The 18,958-nt window shown below is 59.9% G+C and carries 17 protein-coding genes; 7 read left to right on the top strand and 10 right to left on the bottom strand.

The annotated features are described in order from the left end of the window. Positions 1–96 precede the first annotated feature (96 nt). On the bottom strand, positions 97–1,482 hold the full coding sequence (locus EV281_RS14420; protein ID WP_132653771.1) for a L,D-transpeptidase: 1,386 nt from the start codon (positions 1,480–1,482) through the stop codon (positions 97–99). A 257-nt stretch (positions 1,483–1,739) separates the two neighbouring features. Between EV281_RS14420 and EV281_RS14425 the strand changes: the two genes are divergently transcribed. From EV281_RS14425 to EV281_RS14435, 3 genes are all read left to right on the top strand, one after another. Further along, positions 1,740–2,576: a DUF4432 family protein gene (locus EV281_RS14425; RefSeq protein WP_132653772.1), complete on the top strand. Its 837-nt coding sequence runs from the start codon at positions 1,740–1,742 to the stop codon at positions 2,574–2,576. Positions 2,577–2,678: 102 nt separating this feature from the next. Next, a complete protein-coding gene (locus EV281_RS14430) occupies positions 2,679–3,017 on the top strand; it encodes a TIGR01244 family sulfur transferase (RefSeq protein WP_132653773.1) in 339 nt (112 codons plus the stop codon). Positions 3,018–3,186: 169 nt separating this feature from the next. After that, the gene (locus EV281_RS14435; protein WP_132654310.1) at positions 3,187–3,531 is read left to right on the top strand and encodes a RidA family protein; all 345 of its coding nucleotides are present in this window, start codon (positions 3,187–3,189) and stop codon (positions 3,529–3,531) included. Between the two features lie 59 nt (positions 3,532–3,590). Here the strand turns inward: EV281_RS14435 and EV281_RS14440 are convergent, their stop codons facing one another. Genes EV281_RS14440 through EV281_RS14455 form a run of 4 tightly spaced genes read right to left on the bottom strand, consistent with a single transcriptional unit; the run spans position 3,591 to position 8,411 of the window. Further along, entirely contained in the window at positions 3,591–5,249 is a 1,659-nt protein-coding gene (locus tag EV281_RS14440; protein WP_132653774.1) for a thiamine pyrophosphate-binding protein, read from the bottom strand. A gap of 13 nt (positions 5,250–5,262) precedes the next feature. Then, positions 5,263–6,462 (bottom strand): CaiB/BaiF CoA-transferase family protein, encoded by a 1,200-nt coding sequence (locus tag EV281_RS14445; RefSeq protein ID WP_132653775.1) that lies wholly within the window; start codon positions 6,460–6,462, stop codon positions 5,263–5,265. 46 nt (positions 6,463–6,508) lie between these two features. Beyond that, positions 6,509–7,465, bottom strand: a complete 957-nt coding sequence (locus EV281_RS14450; RefSeq protein WP_132653776.1) for a DMT family transporter — start codon at positions 7,463–7,465, stop codon at positions 6,509–6,511. A 1-nt stretch (position 7,466) separates the two neighbouring features. Next, positions 7,467–8,411 (bottom strand): alpha/beta hydrolase, encoded by a 945-nt coding sequence (locus EV281_RS14455; RefSeq protein WP_132653777.1) that lies wholly within the window; start codon positions 8,409–8,411, stop codon positions 7,467–7,469. Between the two features lie 157 nt (positions 8,412–8,568). On the opposite strand from EV281_RS14455, the gene EV281_RS14460 reads away from it, so the two are divergent. From EV281_RS14460 to metF, 4 genes are all read left to right on the top strand, one after another. Next, positions 8,569–9,306 carry a ribonuclease gene (locus tag EV281_RS14460; RefSeq protein WP_132653778.1) on the top strand — a complete coding sequence of 246 codons (738 nt, stop codon included), beginning with the start codon at positions 8,569–8,571 and terminating at the stop codon, positions 9,304–9,306. Positions 9,307–9,415: 109 nt separating this feature from the next. Further along, on the top strand, positions 9,416–11,065 hold the full coding sequence (gene ettA, locus EV281_RS14465) for an energy-dependent translational throttle protein EttA (protein WP_132653779.1): 1,650 nt from the start codon (positions 9,416–9,418) through the stop codon (positions 11,063–11,065). A gap of 157 nt (positions 11,066–11,222) precedes the next feature. Beyond that, the gene (locus EV281_RS14470) at positions 11,223–12,248 is read left to right on the top strand and encodes a metalloregulator ArsR/SmtB family transcription factor (protein WP_132653780.1); all 1,026 of its coding nucleotides are present in this window, start codon (positions 11,223–11,225) and stop codon (positions 12,246–12,248) included. Further along, positions 12,249–13,151, top strand: coding sequence for a methylenetetrahydrofolate reductase [NAD(P)H] (metF, locus tag EV281_RS14475; RefSeq protein WP_132653781.1), 903 nt, complete (start codon positions 12,249–12,251; stop codon positions 13,149–13,151). Between the two features lie 428 nt (positions 13,152–13,579). Here metF and EV281_RS14480 read toward each other — a convergent pair whose 3' ends face one another. The 5 genes from EV281_RS14480 to EV281_RS14500 form a co-directional block, all read right to left on the bottom strand. Then, positions 13,580–14,485, bottom strand: coding sequence for a DMT family transporter (locus tag EV281_RS14480; RefSeq protein WP_132653782.1), 906 nt, complete (start codon positions 14,483–14,485; stop codon positions 13,580–13,582). 155 nt (positions 14,486–14,640) lie between these two features. Beyond that, positions 14,641–15,867 (bottom strand): lytic murein transglycosylase, encoded by a 1,227-nt coding sequence (locus EV281_RS14485; protein WP_132653783.1) that lies wholly within the window; start codon positions 15,865–15,867, stop codon positions 14,641–14,643. An 83-nt stretch (positions 15,868–15,950) separates the two neighbouring features. After that, positions 15,951–16,748, bottom strand: coding sequence for a GH25 family lysozyme (locus tag EV281_RS14490; protein WP_132653784.1), 798 nt, complete (start codon positions 16,746–16,748; stop codon positions 15,951–15,953). Between the two features lie 126 nt (positions 16,749–16,874). Then, complete coding sequence (locus tag EV281_RS14495) at positions 16,875–17,528, bottom strand: class I SAM-dependent methyltransferase (RefSeq protein WP_132654312.1); 654 nt, start codon at positions 17,526–17,528, stop codon at positions 16,875–16,877. Positions 17,529–17,542: 14 nt separating this feature from the next. Then, positions 17,543–18,787: a DUF3419 family protein gene (locus tag EV281_RS14500; protein ID WP_132653785.1), complete on the bottom strand. Its 1,245-nt coding sequence runs from the start codon at positions 18,785–18,787 to the stop codon at positions 17,543–17,545. Positions 18,788–18,958 lie beyond the last annotated feature (171 nt).

Here is an 18,958-nt window from a genome sequence, read left to right on the forward strand (position 1 = left end):
ATTGATGCCTCGGCTTGCGCCGGGGCATTTTTCTATGAAGCCAGCGCTGAGAAGCAGGTGAACAACCCGGCGGAGGCGCCGAGCCAATAGACATCCTCAATCGACGAATTCGACCGTCACGCCCGGCTTGACCATCTTCGCAAGTTCCGTCGCGTCCCAGTTCGTCAGGCGGATGCAGCCGTGGCTCTGCGTGCGACCGATCCTCGACGGGTCGGGCGTGCCGTGGATGCCGTAGGTGGGTTTTGAAAGAGCCATCCAGACGGTGCCAACCGGGCCGTTCGGGCCGGGCGGAATGTCAAGGATCTTGTCGTTGGCGCCCTGCTGGAAATTGATCTTCGGATTATAGGTGTAGCCCGGATTGAAGGCGACGCGCTCGACCGTCACCGTGCCCGACGGCGAAGGCGTGTCGGTGGAGCCGATCGAGGCGGGGTAGGCGGCGACGAGGTTGCCTGCATCGTCATAAGCGAAAACCTGCTTGCGGGCCTTGTCCGCGAGGATTTTCGCGACGGTGCCGGTCTTGTTCTGGCCGGGATTGACGACCTTGATCACGGTACCCGGAATGGTGAAATCTGCGCCGGGGTTCATTTCCTTCAGGAAATTCTCATCCATGTGGAAACGTTCGGCTAAGGCTTCGGTCACCGATGTATAGGCGAGGGAGGGCAGCAGCGCCTTCTGCGAGTAGTCTTCCGGGATCTGCGCGACATAGGGGCCGGCCGCATCCGCATCCGTAATCGTATAATTGACGACCGGCAGCCCGCCATTCATGCGCAGTTCTTCAAGGATCGCGTCCGTATTGTTCGGGTCGAGCTTGGTACCGGTCATCTGCTCGTAGGCGTAGATCGCCTTGGTGACGTTGGAGCCCATATGGCCGTCGATGACGCCGGGCGAAACGCCTGCGCGATCCAGAAACACCTGAAGGGCCACGATCTCCGGCTTGGATTTGTCCTTGAGCGTGATGACGGGTTCCTGCGGTGCCGGGCGGGGCTCGTCGGCCGGCGGAAACTGTTGGTCGGGCTCGACCGCTGCGTAATCATCCTGAACCTGCGGATCGCCTGGATAGGGCTGATCCTCGAGCGGCTGGCGCTCGATAGCAATGTCACGCGGGATGGCGCCCGTTACCGGGCCGCGCTCGGAATAGCGCGTATCGCCATAGGGGTTCTGGTCGCGGGAATAGGGATCGTTGTAGGCGTCGTTATAGACTTCGCGGTTCGTACGCGGCGAATAGTAGCCACGGGCGCGCATTTCGGTCGCGACGACGTTTCCGTAACGATCGATCAGCACGCGGTTGCCGCTATAGTCACGGGCATAGACGAAGCCGCGGCCCGGCGGGACATAATCAAGGATTTCGCCGCTCGGGGTCACCAGCACGATATCGCTTCTGTTGCGGCCATATTGCTGCGCATCGGCCTGCTGCGGTGTGAAGGCAGCGAGCGCCAAAAGCATGGCCGAAAGGGAAAAGGCCGATTTCATAAAGCGATTCACGACTCACACCTCGATCAGTGGCTCGGCAGACACACACCTGCTAATTTTGACGCTAGTGTGGAATTTCTTAAGCCATGCTGAACAAAAGATAAAAACGCTGGCATTTTGCCTTTAGTCGTAAACGCTTGCGCCAAGGTGACGTTCCCGTGAAGTCGCGGGTTGCGGTCGTACATGCCGCCATTCCTGTCCTCTGATTGACGAGGGTGGCGAGGCGTCCTAACCCTACGGCAACCGAGATTCCGGGGGAGGATAATCCGATGATTGAATTTGCCGCCACGCGCGGGCCGCGCCTGATGCTGGACGAAACATCGGTGCTGGATATAGGCGGCTGCATCGTCGAGGGCGTCGATATCGCGCCCAAGCGCGCCATTCCTGACGATGGCGATCCGCGAATCGATCATTCGCTGGAGGGCTTTCTCTTTACCTGCGGCCCGGATCATATCCGCCATCGTCAGCCAATTCCCGGCACGGACGGCAAGATCTATCCGCTGCACGGTTCGGCCTCCGGCCATGCGGCCAAGATCCTCTGGACGACCTTCGAGAACGGCAACGCCGAATGCCGCGCCGATATCGATATCACCACCGTCGAAGGTCTGCCGCAGCGTATCGAGCGGCTTTGGCGGATCGAAGGGGCCACCGGTGAAGTTTCGCTGGACGATCGCATCGTCAATACGAGCAACAAGACCGTGCCGATCTTCCTGATGTACCATATGAATACCGGCGGCAGATGGCTGGACGCGGGAACGCGGCTTGAAGGCCGGATGCTGGAAGGCGGCGGTTTTCCCTGGACTTTCGGCGAGGAGCCGGGCGGCATTTTCTGCGTCGAGTCTCCTGCTACTGAGGATGGTTTTGCAGAGGTCCGGCTCGGGCCGGTGGCAGCCATCAATGGCAAGACGCTGAGGGTGCGCTTCCGCGCCAATACACTGCCGTATCTGCAGATCTGGCGAAACCAGAAGGCGCCGGCCCACATCATCGGCATCGAGCCCGTATCGCACCGCTGGGTATTGCGCGATGAATTGGAAGCGGCCGGCGAATTCAACTGGCTGAAGCCGGGTGAAAGCCGCAGCTACGGCCTGCGTTTCGCGTTCGTTTAAGCTTTGCCTGGTCTATTCCGGAGCGATCGGGCGAAGACGTGTTGACGCTAGTCAGGGCGCGTCGTAGACCTTCAGCCCACCATTTTCGAGGAGATTGAGACGATGGATATCCGCCAGATCGACGATGAATACTCCGTTTCCGGCCAGATCACGGTTGACGAGCTCGACCAGATCAAGGCACTCGGCTTCAAGTCCATCGTCTGCCATCGTCCGGATGGCGAAAGCCCGGACCAGACGCCCTTTGCCGTGATCGAAGCTCGTGCCAAGGAGCTTGGCCTCCAGATCAGCCATGTGCCTGTCGGCCCTATGGGCGTGACCGAAGAAGCCGTGCAGGGCATGGTCGACGCGCTCGATGAATTCGATCGCCCGATGCTCGGCTATTGCCGCTCCGGCGCACGGTCGACGGCGATCTATCAGAAGACGCACCACATCCGCGCCTGATCCGGCTTGGCCCGGACATAATCAAACGTCGGCCGCGGTGGGAAGAAAACGGAATCACCTCCGCCGCTTCAGCTTTTCTGTTCAAGCATCGGATTACCCGAAAACCGCTCCATAATTTCGGTCCGATGCTCTCAAGCGGCGTCTTTCATTTGATCAACAGGAGAACATGATGAGCATCAAGCGTATCGACATAGGCGCCCGCATGAGCGGTGCCGTTATTCACGGCAACACCGTCTATCTCGCAGGTCAGGTCGGTGAAGGCGAAAGTGTTACCGATCAGTGCAAGTCGGCACTCGGCGAAGTTGACCGTCTGTTGGCTGCTGTCGGCAGCAACAAGTCGAAGATCTTGCAGACGATCATCTATCTCTCCGACATCGCTTACTTCGCAGAGATGAACGCCGTCTGGGAAGGCTGGATTGATCCGGCAAACCCGCCGGCCCGTGCCACGAGCGAAGCCAAGCTCGCCGCGCCGAAGTACAAGGTTGAGTTCATCGTTACGGCTGCTCTCGACTAACAGCACCCTGTAGCGAAAAATCGAAGCCGGTGAGTGGTGAATTGGACTAGTTCACGTACTCACCGGCTTTTTGTTTGTGCGATTTCCGAGAGCGTCCGGGTCGGTGTGATCGCTTCCGGATCGAGCTTGATTTCGATGATCGCCGGCTTGCCGCTGTCGCGCGCCCGTTCGAAGGCGGATGGGAATTCCTCGGTCTTTTGCACCGTCTCGCCGTGGCCGCCATAGGCGCGTGCAAGGGCAGCAAAATCCGGATTGGTGAGGTCGGTTGCGCTGACGCGGCCAGGATATTCACGCTCCTGATGCATGCGTATCGTGCCGTAGATGCCGTTATTGACGACAATGGTAATGATCGGCAGGGTGTAGCGCACGGCAGTGGCAAACTCCTGCCCATGCATCATGAAGCAGCCGTCGCCGGCAAAGCAGATGACCTCCCTGTCGGGAAAGAGCCGCTTGGCGGCGACTGCGGCCGGCAGGCCATAGCCCATGGAGCCTGAGGTTGGGGCCGCCTGTGTATTGAAGCGGCGGAAGCGGTGGAAGCGGTGCACCCAGGTGGCATAATTCCCGGCGCCATTGGTGAAGATCGTGTCCGGCTTGGTGTTGGCCTCCAGCCATTCCATGATCGGTCCCATCAGCACCGCGCCCGGTCCTGTGGCCGGCGGCTTCGACCAGGCGAGATAGGCCTGGTGCATGCGCTCGGTACGTTCGGCACAGCGCGGTTCGGCCGGCGCTTCGAGATCGGCGAGTGCCCTGACGAAATCGGCGGGGCTGGCGCAGATGGCGAGGTCAGGACGATAAACGCGACCGAGTTCGGACGGATCCGGATGGATATGGACGAGGGACTGTGCCGGGTAGGGGATGTCGAGCAGCGTATAGCCCGAGGAGGGCATTTCCGACATGCGGCTGCCGAGCAGGATCAGCAGGTCGGCTTCCTTGATCTCTTTCGCCAGCGCCGGATTGATGCTGATGCCGACGTCGCCGGCGTAACAGGGATGCAAGTGATCGAATAGCATCTGGCGGCGGAAGGAGCAGCCGACAGGCAGGCTGAAACGTTCTGCGAAGGTCTGGAAATCGGCGACCGCATCAGCATCCCAGCGGGTGCCACCGAGGATGAGCATTGGCCGCTCGGCCTTCAGAAGGCGCAGGTAGAGATCGTCGATCTGGCTGCGGCCAGGATGGGCCTCGACTTGGGTGTAACGTTTCGCCTTGGGGGCTTCGACCTCGTCGCGCAGCATGTCTTCGGGTGATGTCAGCACGACTGGGCCGGGGCGGCCGGATGTGGCAATCGCAAAGGCGCGGGTCACAAATTCCGGAATGCGGGCGGCGTCATCAATTTCGCCGACCCATTTGGCGAATTCGGTGAAGGCGCGGCGGAACTCGACTTCCTGGAAGGCTTCGCGCTCGCGTGCCTCGCGCTGCACCTGGCCGATGAAGAGGATCATCGGGATCGAATCCTGCCTGGCAATGTGCAGGCCGGCGGAGGCGTTGGTGGCGCCGGGGCCGCGGGTGACCATACAGATCCCGGGTTCGCCGGTCAGCCGGCCCCAGCAATCGGCGATCATGGCAGCACCACCTTCCTGACGACAGACGATTACATCGATATCGCTGTCATGCAGGGCGTCGAGCACCGCGAGAAAGCTCTCTCCCGGTACGCAGGAAAGACGCTTGACTCCGTTCGCCTTGAGCGCCTCGACGATCAATTGTCCTCCCGTCCTCTTCATAGCCCCATCCCTTTCATGGCGATGTCTTCCTCTCCCATTGCTCAAGTTCGGCCAGAACTTCGGCATTGTGTTCGCCGAGGCGCGGGCTCGGCCGTTCGTAGCGCAGCGGCGTCTTGGACAGCATGACCGGGGTGCGCACACCGGGGATCATCGTGCCGGCTGCATCCGGAAGATCGACGCGCAAGCCGCGTGCGACGATTTGCGGATCGGCAAACATTTCCTCGATCGTATTGATGGCGCCTGCCGGCACGGCATTGTCCTCGCAGGCCTTCAAGAGATCGGCCTTCTGCCATTTCAGCGTTTCGGTCGAGACGAGACGGCGCACTGCATCTCTGTTGGCGACGCGGGCCTTGTTGGTCGCAAAGTTCTCGTCATCACCGATGACGAGGCCGAGGATCGCGCAGAGGCGGCGGAATTGGCCGTCATTGCCGATGGCAAGGATGAGATAACCGTCAGCCGTCGGCACGACCTCATAGGGAGAGATATTCGGATGGGCATTGCCGAGTCGAACGGGCGCGCGGCCGGAAACGAGGTAATTCATGTTCTGGTTGGCGAGTACGGCAGATTGCACATCGAGCAGCGCCATGTCGATCAACTGACCTTCGCCGGTCTTCAGTGCGTGGATGAGGGCGGCTTCGATGGCCGATACAGCGTAGATGCCGGTGAAGATATCGGCAATCGCCACGCCTGCCTTCATCGGCTGGCCATTCGGCTCGCCTGTGATCGACATGAAACCCGACATGCCTTGGACGATATAATCGTAACCGGCAAGGTTCGCGTAAGGGCCGGTCTGGCCGAAGCCGGTAATGGAGCAATAGACGAGGCGCGGATTGACGGCCCTCAGGCTCTCATAATCGAGCCCATATTTCACGAGGCCTCCGAGCTTGAAGTTCTCGATCAGCACATCGGCTGTGGCGGCAAGGCGACGCACCAGCGACTGGCCTTCATCGCTTTTCAGGTCTGCGGTGATTGAGCGCTTCCCGCGATTGGCGGAGTGGTAATAGGCGGCCGAGAGGTTTTCTCCGTCAGCGCCTTCCACGAACGGTGGTCCCCAGTGCCTCGTGTCGTCGCCACCATCAGGATTTTCCACCTTGATGACATCGGCGCCGAGATCGGCCAGCATCTGCCCCGCCCAGGGGCCGGCTAGGACGCGCGCAAGCTCGATGACCCTGATGCCCGCAAGCGGCGGCTTCTTCTGCAGGTCTTGCGTCATATTCCTCCCAAGTCCCTCCCAAACTCCTCCTGCGGGCGGCGGATTTTCAGGGTGCCCGCGTTACTTCAGATGTATCGGATACAGGTTTGGAAGCAAAGCGTTGCTCGCGCCAGATGATGTAGAGGCCGGACGCGATGACGATGAGGATGCCAAGCCATTTCAGCGCATCCGGAAAGTCGCTGAAGACCAGCCAGGCGAAGACCGTGGCCGAGACGATTTCCAGATATTGCAGTGGAGCAAGCGTCGAGGCCGGGGCGGCGCGATAGGCGTAGGCCGCGAGAATGCCGGTGATTGCGGCGGCAATACCGGTGCCGAGCAGATAACCGAAGGCGGAGAGATCGGGCATGGCCGTACCGATAATGTCGGAGCCGCTGCCATAGCCGACGTACAGGATGACCGCGCAGAAGAAGATACCCCAGAGGCCGGTTTGGAACTGCATGGCCCAGGGATCTTCCCGATGCGATAGCACGCGTGTCATCAGCGCGAAGACGGCGATGCAGAAGGCGCTGACGACGGGCAAAAGAGCGACGTAGCCGACCTGTTCGAAGCTCGGCTGAATGATTAGCATGGCGCCTAGGAAGCCGACGGCACAGGCGGCGTAGCGGCGCCAGCCGATCGTTTCCTTCAGGAAGATGCTGCCGAGGATCGTCAGGATGATCGGCTCGACGAAGAAGATGGCGATAGCATCGGCAACGGCCATGACCTTCAGCGTGGTGACGAAGCAGATCATCGAGATGGTAACCATCGCGCCACGGACGGCGTGATACCAGCTCTGCTTGAGCGAAAACTGGATCTTTGCGCCGCGCAGGAAGATGAAAGGCAGCATGGTGAGCGCCTGGATCACGAAGCGGAAGCCGGCCACTTCGGTGGAGGAGATTGTTGCCGTCGCAAGCTTCGAGAAGATGTCGATCAGCGGCGAGATCAGCACCGAGAGCAGCATGAAGAGCAGGCCGAACGTCACCTCGGCAGCAGCGGGATGGCGTGTGGAACTCATGCTCGTCATCTCAGGTCCTTTCGCTAGGGACCGTGCGGAGGGCCTCGTCGCACCAGCCGGCGAAATCCGAGATTGCCGATTGCGCGCCGATCTCGTTCAGGGTTTCGTGCCGCATGTCCTGATATATCTCCGTGCTGATACGAGAGAAGCCCCGGCTTTTCAAATGCTTTGACAGCCAGAGAATGGCTTTTCCCTTAGATGTTGCCGGATCCTTGCCGCCGCCGACCAGGTGGATCGGCAGCTCTTTCGGCAGCTTTTCAAGCTGTTCCTTCTCGATGCCGCGGAAGGTGAGGGCAAAGACGTCGAGCCAGAGCGACACGGACGCATCAAAGCCGCAGAGCGGATCGGCAATATAGGCATCGACCTCGGCTGGATTGCACGACAGCCAATCGAATTCCGTGCGGTGATCGGAAATGGATTTGCCCCAGGCGGAAAATGTCAGCCTTGGCAGCATGTCGCTCGGCACATCCGAGCCCTTCAGCATGCGCTCTCCAAGCAGGATCGCCTGTGCGAGGCGACCGGAAAGACCAACCGCGAAATTCGAATTCCAGACGGCAAGCGCTGCGAAGCGGCCGGGAAGATCGGCCGCGGCATTCAGCGCGATCAGGCCGCCCATGGAATGGCCAAGGAGGATGACCGGAAGGCCGGGATGGCGGGACGTGACAAAGTCGTGTACCGCGGCGATATCGCTGACGACGTGCTCGATGCCATCCCGTCTCGCGAAGCGGCCGAGTGGCGCGTCGGCTGCGGTCGTCTCGCCATGGCCGCGATGATCATGCGCATAGACGTGACAGCCTCTTGCGGCCATGGCTTCGGCAAAGCGCCAGTAGCGACGGGAATGTTCGGCAAGCCCGTGCGAAATCATCAGGATAGCCCGCGCTAGTCCCTCCGCGGGCTGATGATGACAGGCAAGCGAAGCCCCGGCGTTTTCAAGCCGCAACGTCTCGGAAAACATGCATTCCTCCTCCGCCCAAAAAGACCAGATATCCAGGCAAATGCAACATTGTGGTTTCGCTCATGCATGAAAGCGTGTTTTTACCTACGATTCAGGGTTGCGTATTCTTCGGCTTCATGCTTGTTTGTTCCTGTAATGTTCTTTGTCGGGGCTATCAATGGGCAAGTTATTTCTCTCGGTTTCCATCCTGTTTCTCTCGCTGTCGTCAATCGGTTCCGTTTCCGCGCAGGAAAGCGGGCGCACACGCTTCATCCTTGCTGCAAGCTGGCAGCCGGCATTCTGCCAGACCAACCAGAAGAAGGCCGAATGCGCCACCCAGAGCGGTGACCGCTATGATGCCACCAATTTTTCCCTCCACGGCCTCTGGCCGATGCGCCAGGACTATTGCGGCGTACCTGATGATCAGAAGGCTGCCGATAAGGACAGCGACTGGAAGAGCCTGCCGGCCGTGACGCTCTCGGCCGAGACGAAGGCTGCGCTCGACAAGGCGATGCCGGGTACGCAATCGGGGCTCGAGCGGCATGAATGGATTAAGCACGGCACGTGCACGAAGATGAGTGCCGACGACTATTTCGCCACCGCCGTTCACCTGATCGACGATCTTAATGCTTCGGCAGTGCGCGATCTATTTGCCGCCAATGTCGGCAAGGTGCTGAAGGCCGACGCGATAAAGGCGGCCTTCGACAAAAGCTTTGGCGCCGGCGCCAGCGAGCGTGTGAAGATGAGCTGCCGCCGCGTCGGCAACAAGCGCGTGATCAGCGAGTTGACGATCGGGCTTTCGCAGGATGCCGTTTCAGCCTCTGCGAACGAGGAGGGGCTGGGCGGCCTGATCCAGGGAGCGGGACAGACTTCCTTCGGCTGCGACGAAGGCCTGGTGGACGCTGCCGGTTTCTGACGGGAAACATGCCGAAATCCTGACGAAACAGGGTTTCGGCGTTGCCCGCGGGCGTGGTTTCGCCTACATAGCGGCCACGATTTGAAGTTTCCGCCCGGAGCACCCCAGTATGGCACGTCAGTTCATCTACCACATGTCCGGCCTCAACAAGGCCTATGGCAACAAGAAGATCCTCGAGAACATCCATCTTTCCTTCTATCCCGATGCCAAGATCGGTATTCTGGGTCCGAACGGTGCGGGTAAGTCCACCGTGCTGCGCATCATCGCCGGCCGGGACAAGGAATATACGGGTGAAGCCTGGCTCGCCGAAGGCGCGACGGTCGGCTACCTCGAGCAGGAACCGCAGCTCGATCCGAACAAGACTGTGTTCGAAAACGTCATGGAAGGCGTCGCCTCCAAGACGGCGATCGTGGATCGCTATAACGAGCTGATGATGAACTATTCCGACGAGACGGCGGAAGAGGGCGCAAAGCTTCAGGACATCATCGACAGCCAGAACCTGTGGGATCTGGAAAGCCAGGTCGAAATGGCCATGGAAGCCCTGCGCTGCCCTCCGCGCGATGCCGATGTCACGACGCTGTCGGGTGGTGAGCGTCGCCGTGTCGCGCTTTGCCGTCTGCTGCTGTCGCAGCCGGATCTGCTGCTGCTTGACGAACCGACCAACCATCTGGACGCCGAAACCATCGCCTGGCTCGAAAAGCACCTGCGCGACTATCCGGGCGCCGTGATGATGATCACCCACGACCGCTACTTCCTGGATAACGTCACCGGCTGGATCCTGGAGCTCGACCGCGGCCGCGGCATTCCTTACGAAGGAAACTACTCGGCTTATCTGCAGGCGAAGGCCAAGCGCATGCTGCAGGAAAACCGCGAAGAAGCATCACGCCAGAAGGCGATCAGCCGCGAACAGGAATGGATCGCTTCGAGCCCGAAGGCTCGTCAGGCCAAGTCTAAGGCGCGTATCAAGTCCTACGAGCAGCTGGTAGAAGCCGCCGAAAAGCAGCGTCCCGGCGACGCTCAGATCATCATCCCGGTCAGCGAGCGTCTCGGCCAGGTGGTCATCGAGATGGAAGGCATCACCAAGGGCTTCGAAGGTCGCACGCTGATCAACGATCTGTCGATCAAGCTGCCGCCGGGCGGCATCGTTGGCATCATCGGCCCGAACGGCGCTGGCAAGACGACGCTGTTCAAGATGATCACCGGCCAGGAAAAGCCGGACGCCGGCTCGATCCGCATCGGCGAGACCGTGCATCTCGGCTATGTCGACCAGAGCCGTGATGCGCTGGACGGCAGCAAGACGGTCTGGGAGGAAATCTCCGGTGGTGCCGAAGTGATCAAACTCGGCAAGTTCGACATGAACTCGCGTGCTTATTGCGGCGCCTTCAACTTCAAGGGCGGTGATCAGCAGCAGAAGGTCGCCAATCTCTCGGGCGGGCAGCGCAACCGCGTGCACCTTGCCAAGATGCTGAAGGCCGGCGGCAACGTCCTGCTGCTCGACGAACCGACCAACGACCTCGATACCGAGACGCTGGGTGCGCTTGAAAGCGCGCTGGAGAATTTCGCCGGCTGCGCCATTATCATCAGCCATGATCGCATGTTCCTCGACCGTCTGGCCACCCACATCCTCGCCTTTGAAGGTGAGGGGCATGTCGAGTGGTTCGAAGGCAATTTCGAAGATTATGAACAGGACAAGATCCGCCGACTCGGTCCTGACGCACTGAACCCGGGCAGTCAGGCTCACAAGCGCCTGACGCGCTGATCGGCTTTTCATGCTTTTCGCAAGCCCCGGCTCGTCCGGGGCTTTTTGCTGCCTGCTGTCGTTTTCACCACAGGCAAGTTCGCAAAGTGTTGAAATGCCGCTTGCTTCAGCTACCCAAATCACATAAAGATATCTTTATATCTTGATTGGGTAGAGTATGAGCGAACCCTTAAGGCTTGGACTGGATGCGCTGGTGGACGTCTTGAAGGCGGCCGGCGAACCGACGCGCCTGCGGCTGCTGGCGCTGCTGGCGGCGGGCGATCTCACCGTCACCGATCTTACGGAAATTCTCGGTCAATCCCAACCCCGCATCTCCCGGCACCTGAAGCTGCTCGGCGAAGCGGAACTGATCGACCGCTATCAGGAAGGCGCTTGGGCCTATTTCCGGCTGGCGCATGAAGGCAAGGCTGCCGCTGTCGTGCGGGTTTTGTTGAAGCATGTCTCGGAAAACGACCCCGTGGTCCAGCGTGACGGCGAGCGTCTTGCCGCCGTCAAACGCCAACGCGCCGAACGAGCTCAGGCCTATTTCAGCCGCAACGCGGCCGAATGGGACGAGCTTCGTCGCCTGCACGCAGCAGACGAAGAGGTGGATGCTGCCATCATCAGGCTGCTCGGCGCCAACCCGATCGATTCCCTGCTTGACCTGGGCACCGGTACCGGCCGCATGCTGGAGCTTCTCTCCGGCCGTTATCGCCGGGCGATCGGTGTGGATGCCAGCCGTGACATGCTGAGCGTCGCGCGCGCCAATCTCGATAAGGCCCATATCACCACGGCTTCGGTGCGCCATGCCGATATCCTGAACCTGCCTTTCGAGGGACAGGATTTCGATCTGGTGACGATCCATCAGGTGCTGCATTTCTTCGATCAGCCTGAAATCGCCATTGCGGAGGCAGCGCGCATGCTGCGGCCGGGCGGGCGTCTCGTCATCATCGACCTCGCGCCGCACAGCCTCGAATATCTTCGCGACGAACATGCCCATGTCCGTCTCGGCTTCTCGCACCAGGCCATGTCTGACTGGGTGCGCAAGGCGGGGCTGGATGTCGAGCAGGTCGTCGATCTTCATCCGGGTCAGCAAGGCGAGAAGGGCCTCACGGTTACGATCTGGCTCGCGCGCGACCCGAAGCGCCTCATGGCCACGCTGGAGAGCGAAGGCGCCGTACCTACATTTGCCGGGAGAGAATAAATGAGCCAGACAAACGACGCTCGCCGCCGCGATATCAGGATCTCCTTCGAATTCTTCCCGCCGAAGTCCGAGGAGATGGAGGGGCAGCTCTGGAACACAGTCCGCGATCTGCAGGACTGGAATCCGGAATTCGTGTCCGTGACCTATGGTGCCGGCGGCACCACCAAGGCGCCGACGCTGTCCACGGTCACGCGTTTCCTGACCGATACGCCGCTTGCGACCGCCTCGCATCTCACCTGCGTCAGTGCCACGAAGGAGGAGACGCATCAGGTCGTCGACAGCTTCCGCAAGGCGGGTGTCACGCATTTCGTGGCTTTGAGAGGCGATGCCCCCGGCGGCGTTGGTGCGCCTTACCAGCCTCATCCTGGCGGTTATGCCAATGCGGCGGAACTGGTGGCCGGTCTCAAGCAGATCGGCGATTTCGAGATCTCCGTATCGGCCTATCCGGAAAAGCATCCGGAAAGTCGTGATCAGGCTGCCGATATCGACATGCTGAAGCAGAAGGCAGAGAACGGTGCCGACCGTGCGCTGACGCAGTTCTTCTTCGACAACGACAATTTTGAGCGCTATCTTGAGAAGGTGCGCGCCGCTGGTGTCAGAATTCCGATTGTGCCGGGCATCATGCCCGTCCAGAACCTGACGCAGCTGAAGCGCTTTGCCGGCGCCTGCGGCACGGTCATTCCCGCTTTCCTCGATGAGCGTTTCGCCGGATATGACGACAAGCCGGAAGAGCGCGCCAAGGTTGCCGCCGAGGTTGCCGCCGAGCAGATCGAGGATCTCATCCGCCGGGGCCTCCACGAGTTCCATCTCTATACGATGAACCGTGCGCCGCTGGTTTCGGCAGTTCTCGACAATCTCGGCCTCTCGCGCCAAGGCGCCAGACGGGCCGGCGCGGCTGCCTGAGTCGACACCGACTTCGAGAAAAGAAAAGCGCATGGCCGGGCGGGGCATGCGCTTTTCAGTGTTCGGGGTTATTCGTTATTCCGGAGTGTAGGTATCTCAGTTCTTGACACTTCGCATCGGCTCAAATGAAGAGCATGGACAAGACGAATGCGAACGCTGCACTGACCAACAGGACATTCAAGGATTGCGTAAGTCCCATGTCTGTCTCCTCGCGTTAACCGGCTAATAATATGTCGGAAATGTGTTCGTTGGGAAGTACTTCTTGTGCTGCGCCGCCGAAGAGGGCAGTGGATAAGTCTGGCGACCATTCTGTAAGCTTCTGAAATAAAATCGGAAAATAAATTTCACAGAATTTAACGATTCGTTACAGTCCGGTGGCCGCGATTCACGCTTTCGGCAGAAGGATGGCGCACCGCAGCATAATCATTTCAGGCTATCGCGCTGGAGCGGCGGTAGATGCGGCCATCCAATATGACGAGCCCCGCGCCGATCAGTGCCATACCGGCAATCTCGGCCACTTCCAGTGCCTCGCCCAGAAACAGGAAGCCGAGGAGGATCGCGCTCGGCGGCACGAGCAGGGTCACCAGCGAGGCATTGGTCGCACCGGCTGCGGCCATGATACGGAAATAGAGAATATAGCCGAAGGCGGTGGAAAGCAGAGCAATCGCCAGAATGGCCGCGATGGAATTGATCGACGGCGTGGCAAGCGCCCAGGGGTGATCGAGGACGAGTGATAGCGGCAGCGTGACGAGCGAGGATGCCGTCAATTGGCCGGCAGCAATGATGGGCGGCGCCACACCCTTGAAACGTTTGCCGTAGGTTGCTGCAAATCCATAGGAGACCGCGGCGATCACGGGCAGGACGAGCGCCCAGAGGGGCAGGTTCCTGCTATCGGTGATGCTCGGGCCGATGAGAACGACGGTGCCGAGAAGGCCAGTGAGGCAGCCGATGAGTTTCGCTGAGGAGAGTTTCTCGTCCGCTGTCAGGTAATTGGCGATCAGCACCGTCCAGATCGGCGTCGTGGCGTTGAGAATCGAGGCGAGGCCGGCGCCGATGCGCGTCTGGCCAAAGAAGATCAAGGCATGGGGCAGGGCGTTGTTGAGGATGCCGAGAACGAGGAATTCGCGCCAGCGGCTCTTCAGCAACGGGTAGATGCCGAAACGTCCACCGATATAGACATGAAGCGCAAGAGCCGCGATGGAAAGGCGCAGGAATACGAGGGTGAGCGGCGGCACCTCGGCAACAGCGACGCGGGCAAAGAAGAAGGAGCCGCCCCAGATCAGACCGAGGAGGACAAGCAGCCCCCAGGTCAACGCGCTCATTCTCTGTTCCATGCCGCTTTCTCCTGCCGTTGAGGAAAGTTTTATCCTATCGGCAGGGAGCCGCCACCCGATTTATGCAGCCGGGTGGCGGGAGAGCAATTGCCTATGTTTCTTCGACGGTTCCGTGCACAAACCCTTGTGCACTTTTGATGGAATGGTGCCGGGAATTAGAGTGCGTTCAGCAGGGCGGGAGTTGCCCAGCCGTCGGCCGGTATGCCAAGACGAAGCTGCTCCTTCTGGATCGCGACACGGGTGCCGGAGCCGAGGATGCCATCGATCTCGCCGACATCATGGCCGAGCGAATCGAGCTTGGTCTGCAGTTGCTTCATCTCTTCATTGGAAAGGCCCTGTTCAGGTGTGCCCTTCAGATAGGTCGGGGCGCCGGAAAGGCGGGTCGCGAAATAGGCGGCTGACGTCGTGTAGATGAACGACTTGTTCCATTCGAGATAGATCTTGAAATTCGGGTAGGCGATGAAGGCCGGTCCGAGCCGGCCCTGCGGCAACACGAGATCGCCTTGGAGATTGGCAAAGCCGGTATTGCCGTCGCGCGGCTTGACACCGAGGTTGAACCACTCGCCTGCGGTCATGGCGCCGCCGAGCCCGGATTTCTCCCAAGGCAGGTTATCCGGCACGGTGACTTCCTGCAGCCAGGGCTGGCCACGCTCGAAGCCGAGATGCTGGATGAATTTGGCGGCTGTCAGGATCGCATCCGGGCCGCTCTGCTTGAGGCGCACATGGCCGTCGCCATCGCCATCCATGCCGTAGGCGATGATATCGCGCGGCAGCATCTGAACCTGGCCGATTTCGCCGGCCCAGGCGCCAGTATTAGTCTGCGGATCGAGGTCGCCATGCTGCACCATTTCGATGAGGGCGATCAGCTGTGGGCGGAACAATTCCGGGCGGCGGCAGTCGTGGGAAAGCGTAACAAGCGCGTTGCGCGTGTTGAAATCGCCCTGCACGGCTCCGAAATCCGTTTCCATTGCCCAGAAGGCAGTGATGACGCCGGCGGGTACGCCGAATTCCTGTTCGGCGCGAGCGAAGACATCGGCATACTGCTTCATCTTCTGGCGGCCGATATCGAGGCGGGCTTGGCTGACGGTGCGCTGCGAGAATTCGAGGAAAGTCTGGCGGAAGACACCCTGGGCGCGGTCACGGCTGATGACCTTGGGATCGATCTGCGCACCGGCGAGTGCCTGTTCTGCTGCTTCGGCGCTCGCGCCGGCCGCAATGGCGTCCTTCTTGACGCCCTCAAGAAAGGCGGAGAGATCGCCTCCGCAGGGGGCTGTCGGGGCCGAAGCTGCCGCATCCGGGGCCTGTTGGGCGGCAGCACCTGTTGCAATGGCGCAGGCAAACAGAAAAGCAAGTGCAGAGCGGCCTTTAAGCGGGCGGTGCATGAAACAATCCTCGTAAAATCACATAGAATTTCGTTGCTTTCCCAAAGGAATGTGACGGAAGCAAGAAAGATCGGGGCACGTTACTAAGAATTTCTATCCTTGGAAACGTCAGCCACCCAGTTGTTCCAGTTTTTGGCCGAACCGGCGAAGACATTGATATCGGTCGGACCCTGAATGCCGGGGACCACGCCTGTCGATGTGTACTGCCAGAAGGCCCAGCGGCGGTCAGCATAGGTCACGTCGGGATGTTTGGCGGTGGAGCGGACCCAGAAATGGTAGTCCTGAAAGTAACCAGCGAGGTTGTCGCGGTGGAAATCGACTGACGTATAGATGATTGGCCGTTTGCCGTAATAGGCTTCCAGCCGATCCATGAAGCGCTTCATTTCGGAACGGACCGTTGCGGGATCGGGGCGGAAGTGACAGGTCTTCGATTCTGCATTCCATTCCACATCCAGCACCGGCGGAAGGCGCATGGATTCCCTGGGAACGTTGCGGATGAACCAGTCGGCCTGCTCGTCGGCGGAAGAGCAGAAATAATAGAAGTGATAGGGTGCATGCGGGATGCCTGATGCAGATGCCTCGCGCCAGTATTCGTCAAAGCGAGGATCGATCCTGTCCTTGCCTTCGGTCGCCTTGATGAAGGCAAAGGCGACGCCCGACTTGCGCACAGTCTGCCAGTCAATATCGCCCTGCCATTTGGAGATGTCGATACCGTGGATTGCATTTTGCTGCGGCTGCTTGGATCCGAAATCCTGCGGATCGGTATCCTTGAATCGGCTCTTCGGCTTTACGGAAGCGGTTTCGAGATAATCATAACCCGTGGAACTGCAACCGGCGAGCATCAGGGCAAGCGGCAGGACGCAATACAGAAGCCGACGCATGAACGTTCCGTCGTGAACCGAATGATGGATCTGCCCCACAGCCTGACCTTCGAAAACACGCGCCCAGCAGAGGGAATGACCCTCTTTTCTAATATCAACGTAAAAAAAACGTTATTTACAAGCGAATTATGAGCGCTTGCTGATAATCGCGGCCCGCCAAGCGTAACCGCCGCCGATCGTTTCGAACGACAATCTGGCATTGTTTTCAGTAGCTTGCGCTTCCAAAACCTCGCGCAGATTGGCGCGGGGCGTGACGTGGAATTTGGCAAGCCAGGCGTGCAGCAGGCTGCCGAACCAAGCCGGCAGGCCTTCCTGCTGGCCGAAATCGATGATGTGGAGCTGGCCGCCGGGATTGAGTGCGGCGATGGATGCATCCACCGCACGTTCCCAATCCGGGATCATTGACAGTGCATAGGAAATGAGGATGCGGTCAAAGCCGGTGGTGCCGAATTCGCGCGGCGTGTAGGAAGTGGCGTCCGCCACGCGAAAGTCCGGGATCGTCGCCTTTGTGGCAAAAGTCTTGCGAGCGGAAATCAGCATTTCCTGGGAAATGTCGAGGCCGTAGAGCCTGGCGGTCGGGAAGTGCTTGTGCGCGAGCGCCATGTTGCGGCCGGTGCCGCAACCGACTTCAAGCAGCGTGCCGCCCTGGGGAACGTCGAGGTTGCGGATCGTGCGATCCCGGCCGAGAAGATAGTATTTGCGGGTCAGATCGTAGAAATGGCGTTGGTAGCGGTACATGCCATCCATCAGGTCGGCATGTTCCTCGCTCTTGACGGTCATCTCGCTGGCTTCGCTCACGCTTTCTTCCCGTAAATGTGGAAGCCGCCGTAAATCGCCGAGCGGTCCTGGGTGGTCATTTCACGCGACTGGTCTTCGAAATAGTGCCACTGGTCGCGAATTTCAGGCGCGAGGCGACCTTCGATGATGCTCTTTTCGGCTGCCGTGCGGAAGATAACGCGGGCGCCTTCGCGGGCCGTGCGGGTGATCTCGCGCCAGACATCGTTGAGCTGCTGGTCGGTCATCCAGTCCTGTGCGTCGAGCAGGATGTAACGGTCGCGCGAGGCGGCAGGCTCGCCGGCCAGAAGCTCAGTGAAGCTTGCATGATGGACATTGACGCGGTCGACATTGGCGCGGATCACTTCGTAGTGCTCCGGCTTCAGATAGGTCGGCAGCGGGCCTTCCTCACCATCCGCATAGCGGCGTGCGAAAGCCTGCCAGGCGAAGTAATTGTCGCGCATCGGGAAATGACAGGCGAGTTTTTCCAGACGGTGCTTCAGAACCGGCGCGATGGAATTGTCGGCGGCAAGACTTGCCAGCTCGTCATATTGCTGCGGCGGGATGCCGAGGCCGAAGAGCGAGCTCTTGCGGTTGGTGATCCAGCGAACAACCGGCTTTTCGAAGAGAGGAGCGATCTGGTCGTCGAAGAACTGCCGCTGCTCCCGGATCGACCGGGTCTTGGTCATTTCCTGCAGCTTCACGCCGTGCAGGCGGGCGAGCAGGTGAGCAGCACCGATGAACCGGCCGAGCAGGCCGGTTTCATAGATGTTACGGTTGAAGACGGTGACGCGACGGCGGCCGAACTTGCGGGTGTTCCAGTAAGCGCGGGTGGTCTCATCGAGATTGGACGACAGAAGGCTGTCGAAAAGCCTGCTGTTCGACTTCTCGTTCGGCATTGCCAGGAAGCGCACGAGATCGGAATGGCTTGGCAAGTTCTTGAAGGCGGCAAGCTTCAACTTGTTCAACGCAATGTGGTGCGGATTGAGGTCGACCACGTCGATCGAAGCTGGCGCCTTGGAAAGGTAGGCGAGCATATTGCAGCCGCCGGAGCCGATCGTGACGATACGGTGATTGGGCTTCAGCTCCATCGCCTGCATATCGAGATCCGGATCTTCCCAGATCTGCGGATAGACGAGGCCGGAAAAGAGAAGCCCGAAGAGGCGCTCGGAGAAGCCTTCCTTGGAAAAAGCCTTGTGGCGGAGAAGCGCTGCCTTGAGTTTCCGGTTCTTGCGGAAGCCGGTATCCGGTGCAAATTCCGACATGAGTCTGTCACCTTTTTAGCGTTCAGGGCGTGTAACGCGCCTCTGCTACAGTTTGATGACGGGCCCTGTGGGCCAAGGCTTCCGGGAGAGCGGCGGGGATTTCAGCGAAATTTGAAGTGGATCGAAACGCTTCTTTTCGCTTCTCTCTTTTCGCGGAGCGCGTTTCCTGCT

This window comes from Rhizobium sp. BK418 (assembly GCF_004341105.1).
Classification (GTDB): domain Bacteria; phylum Pseudomonadota; class Alphaproteobacteria; order Rhizobiales; family Rhizobiaceae; genus Rhizobium.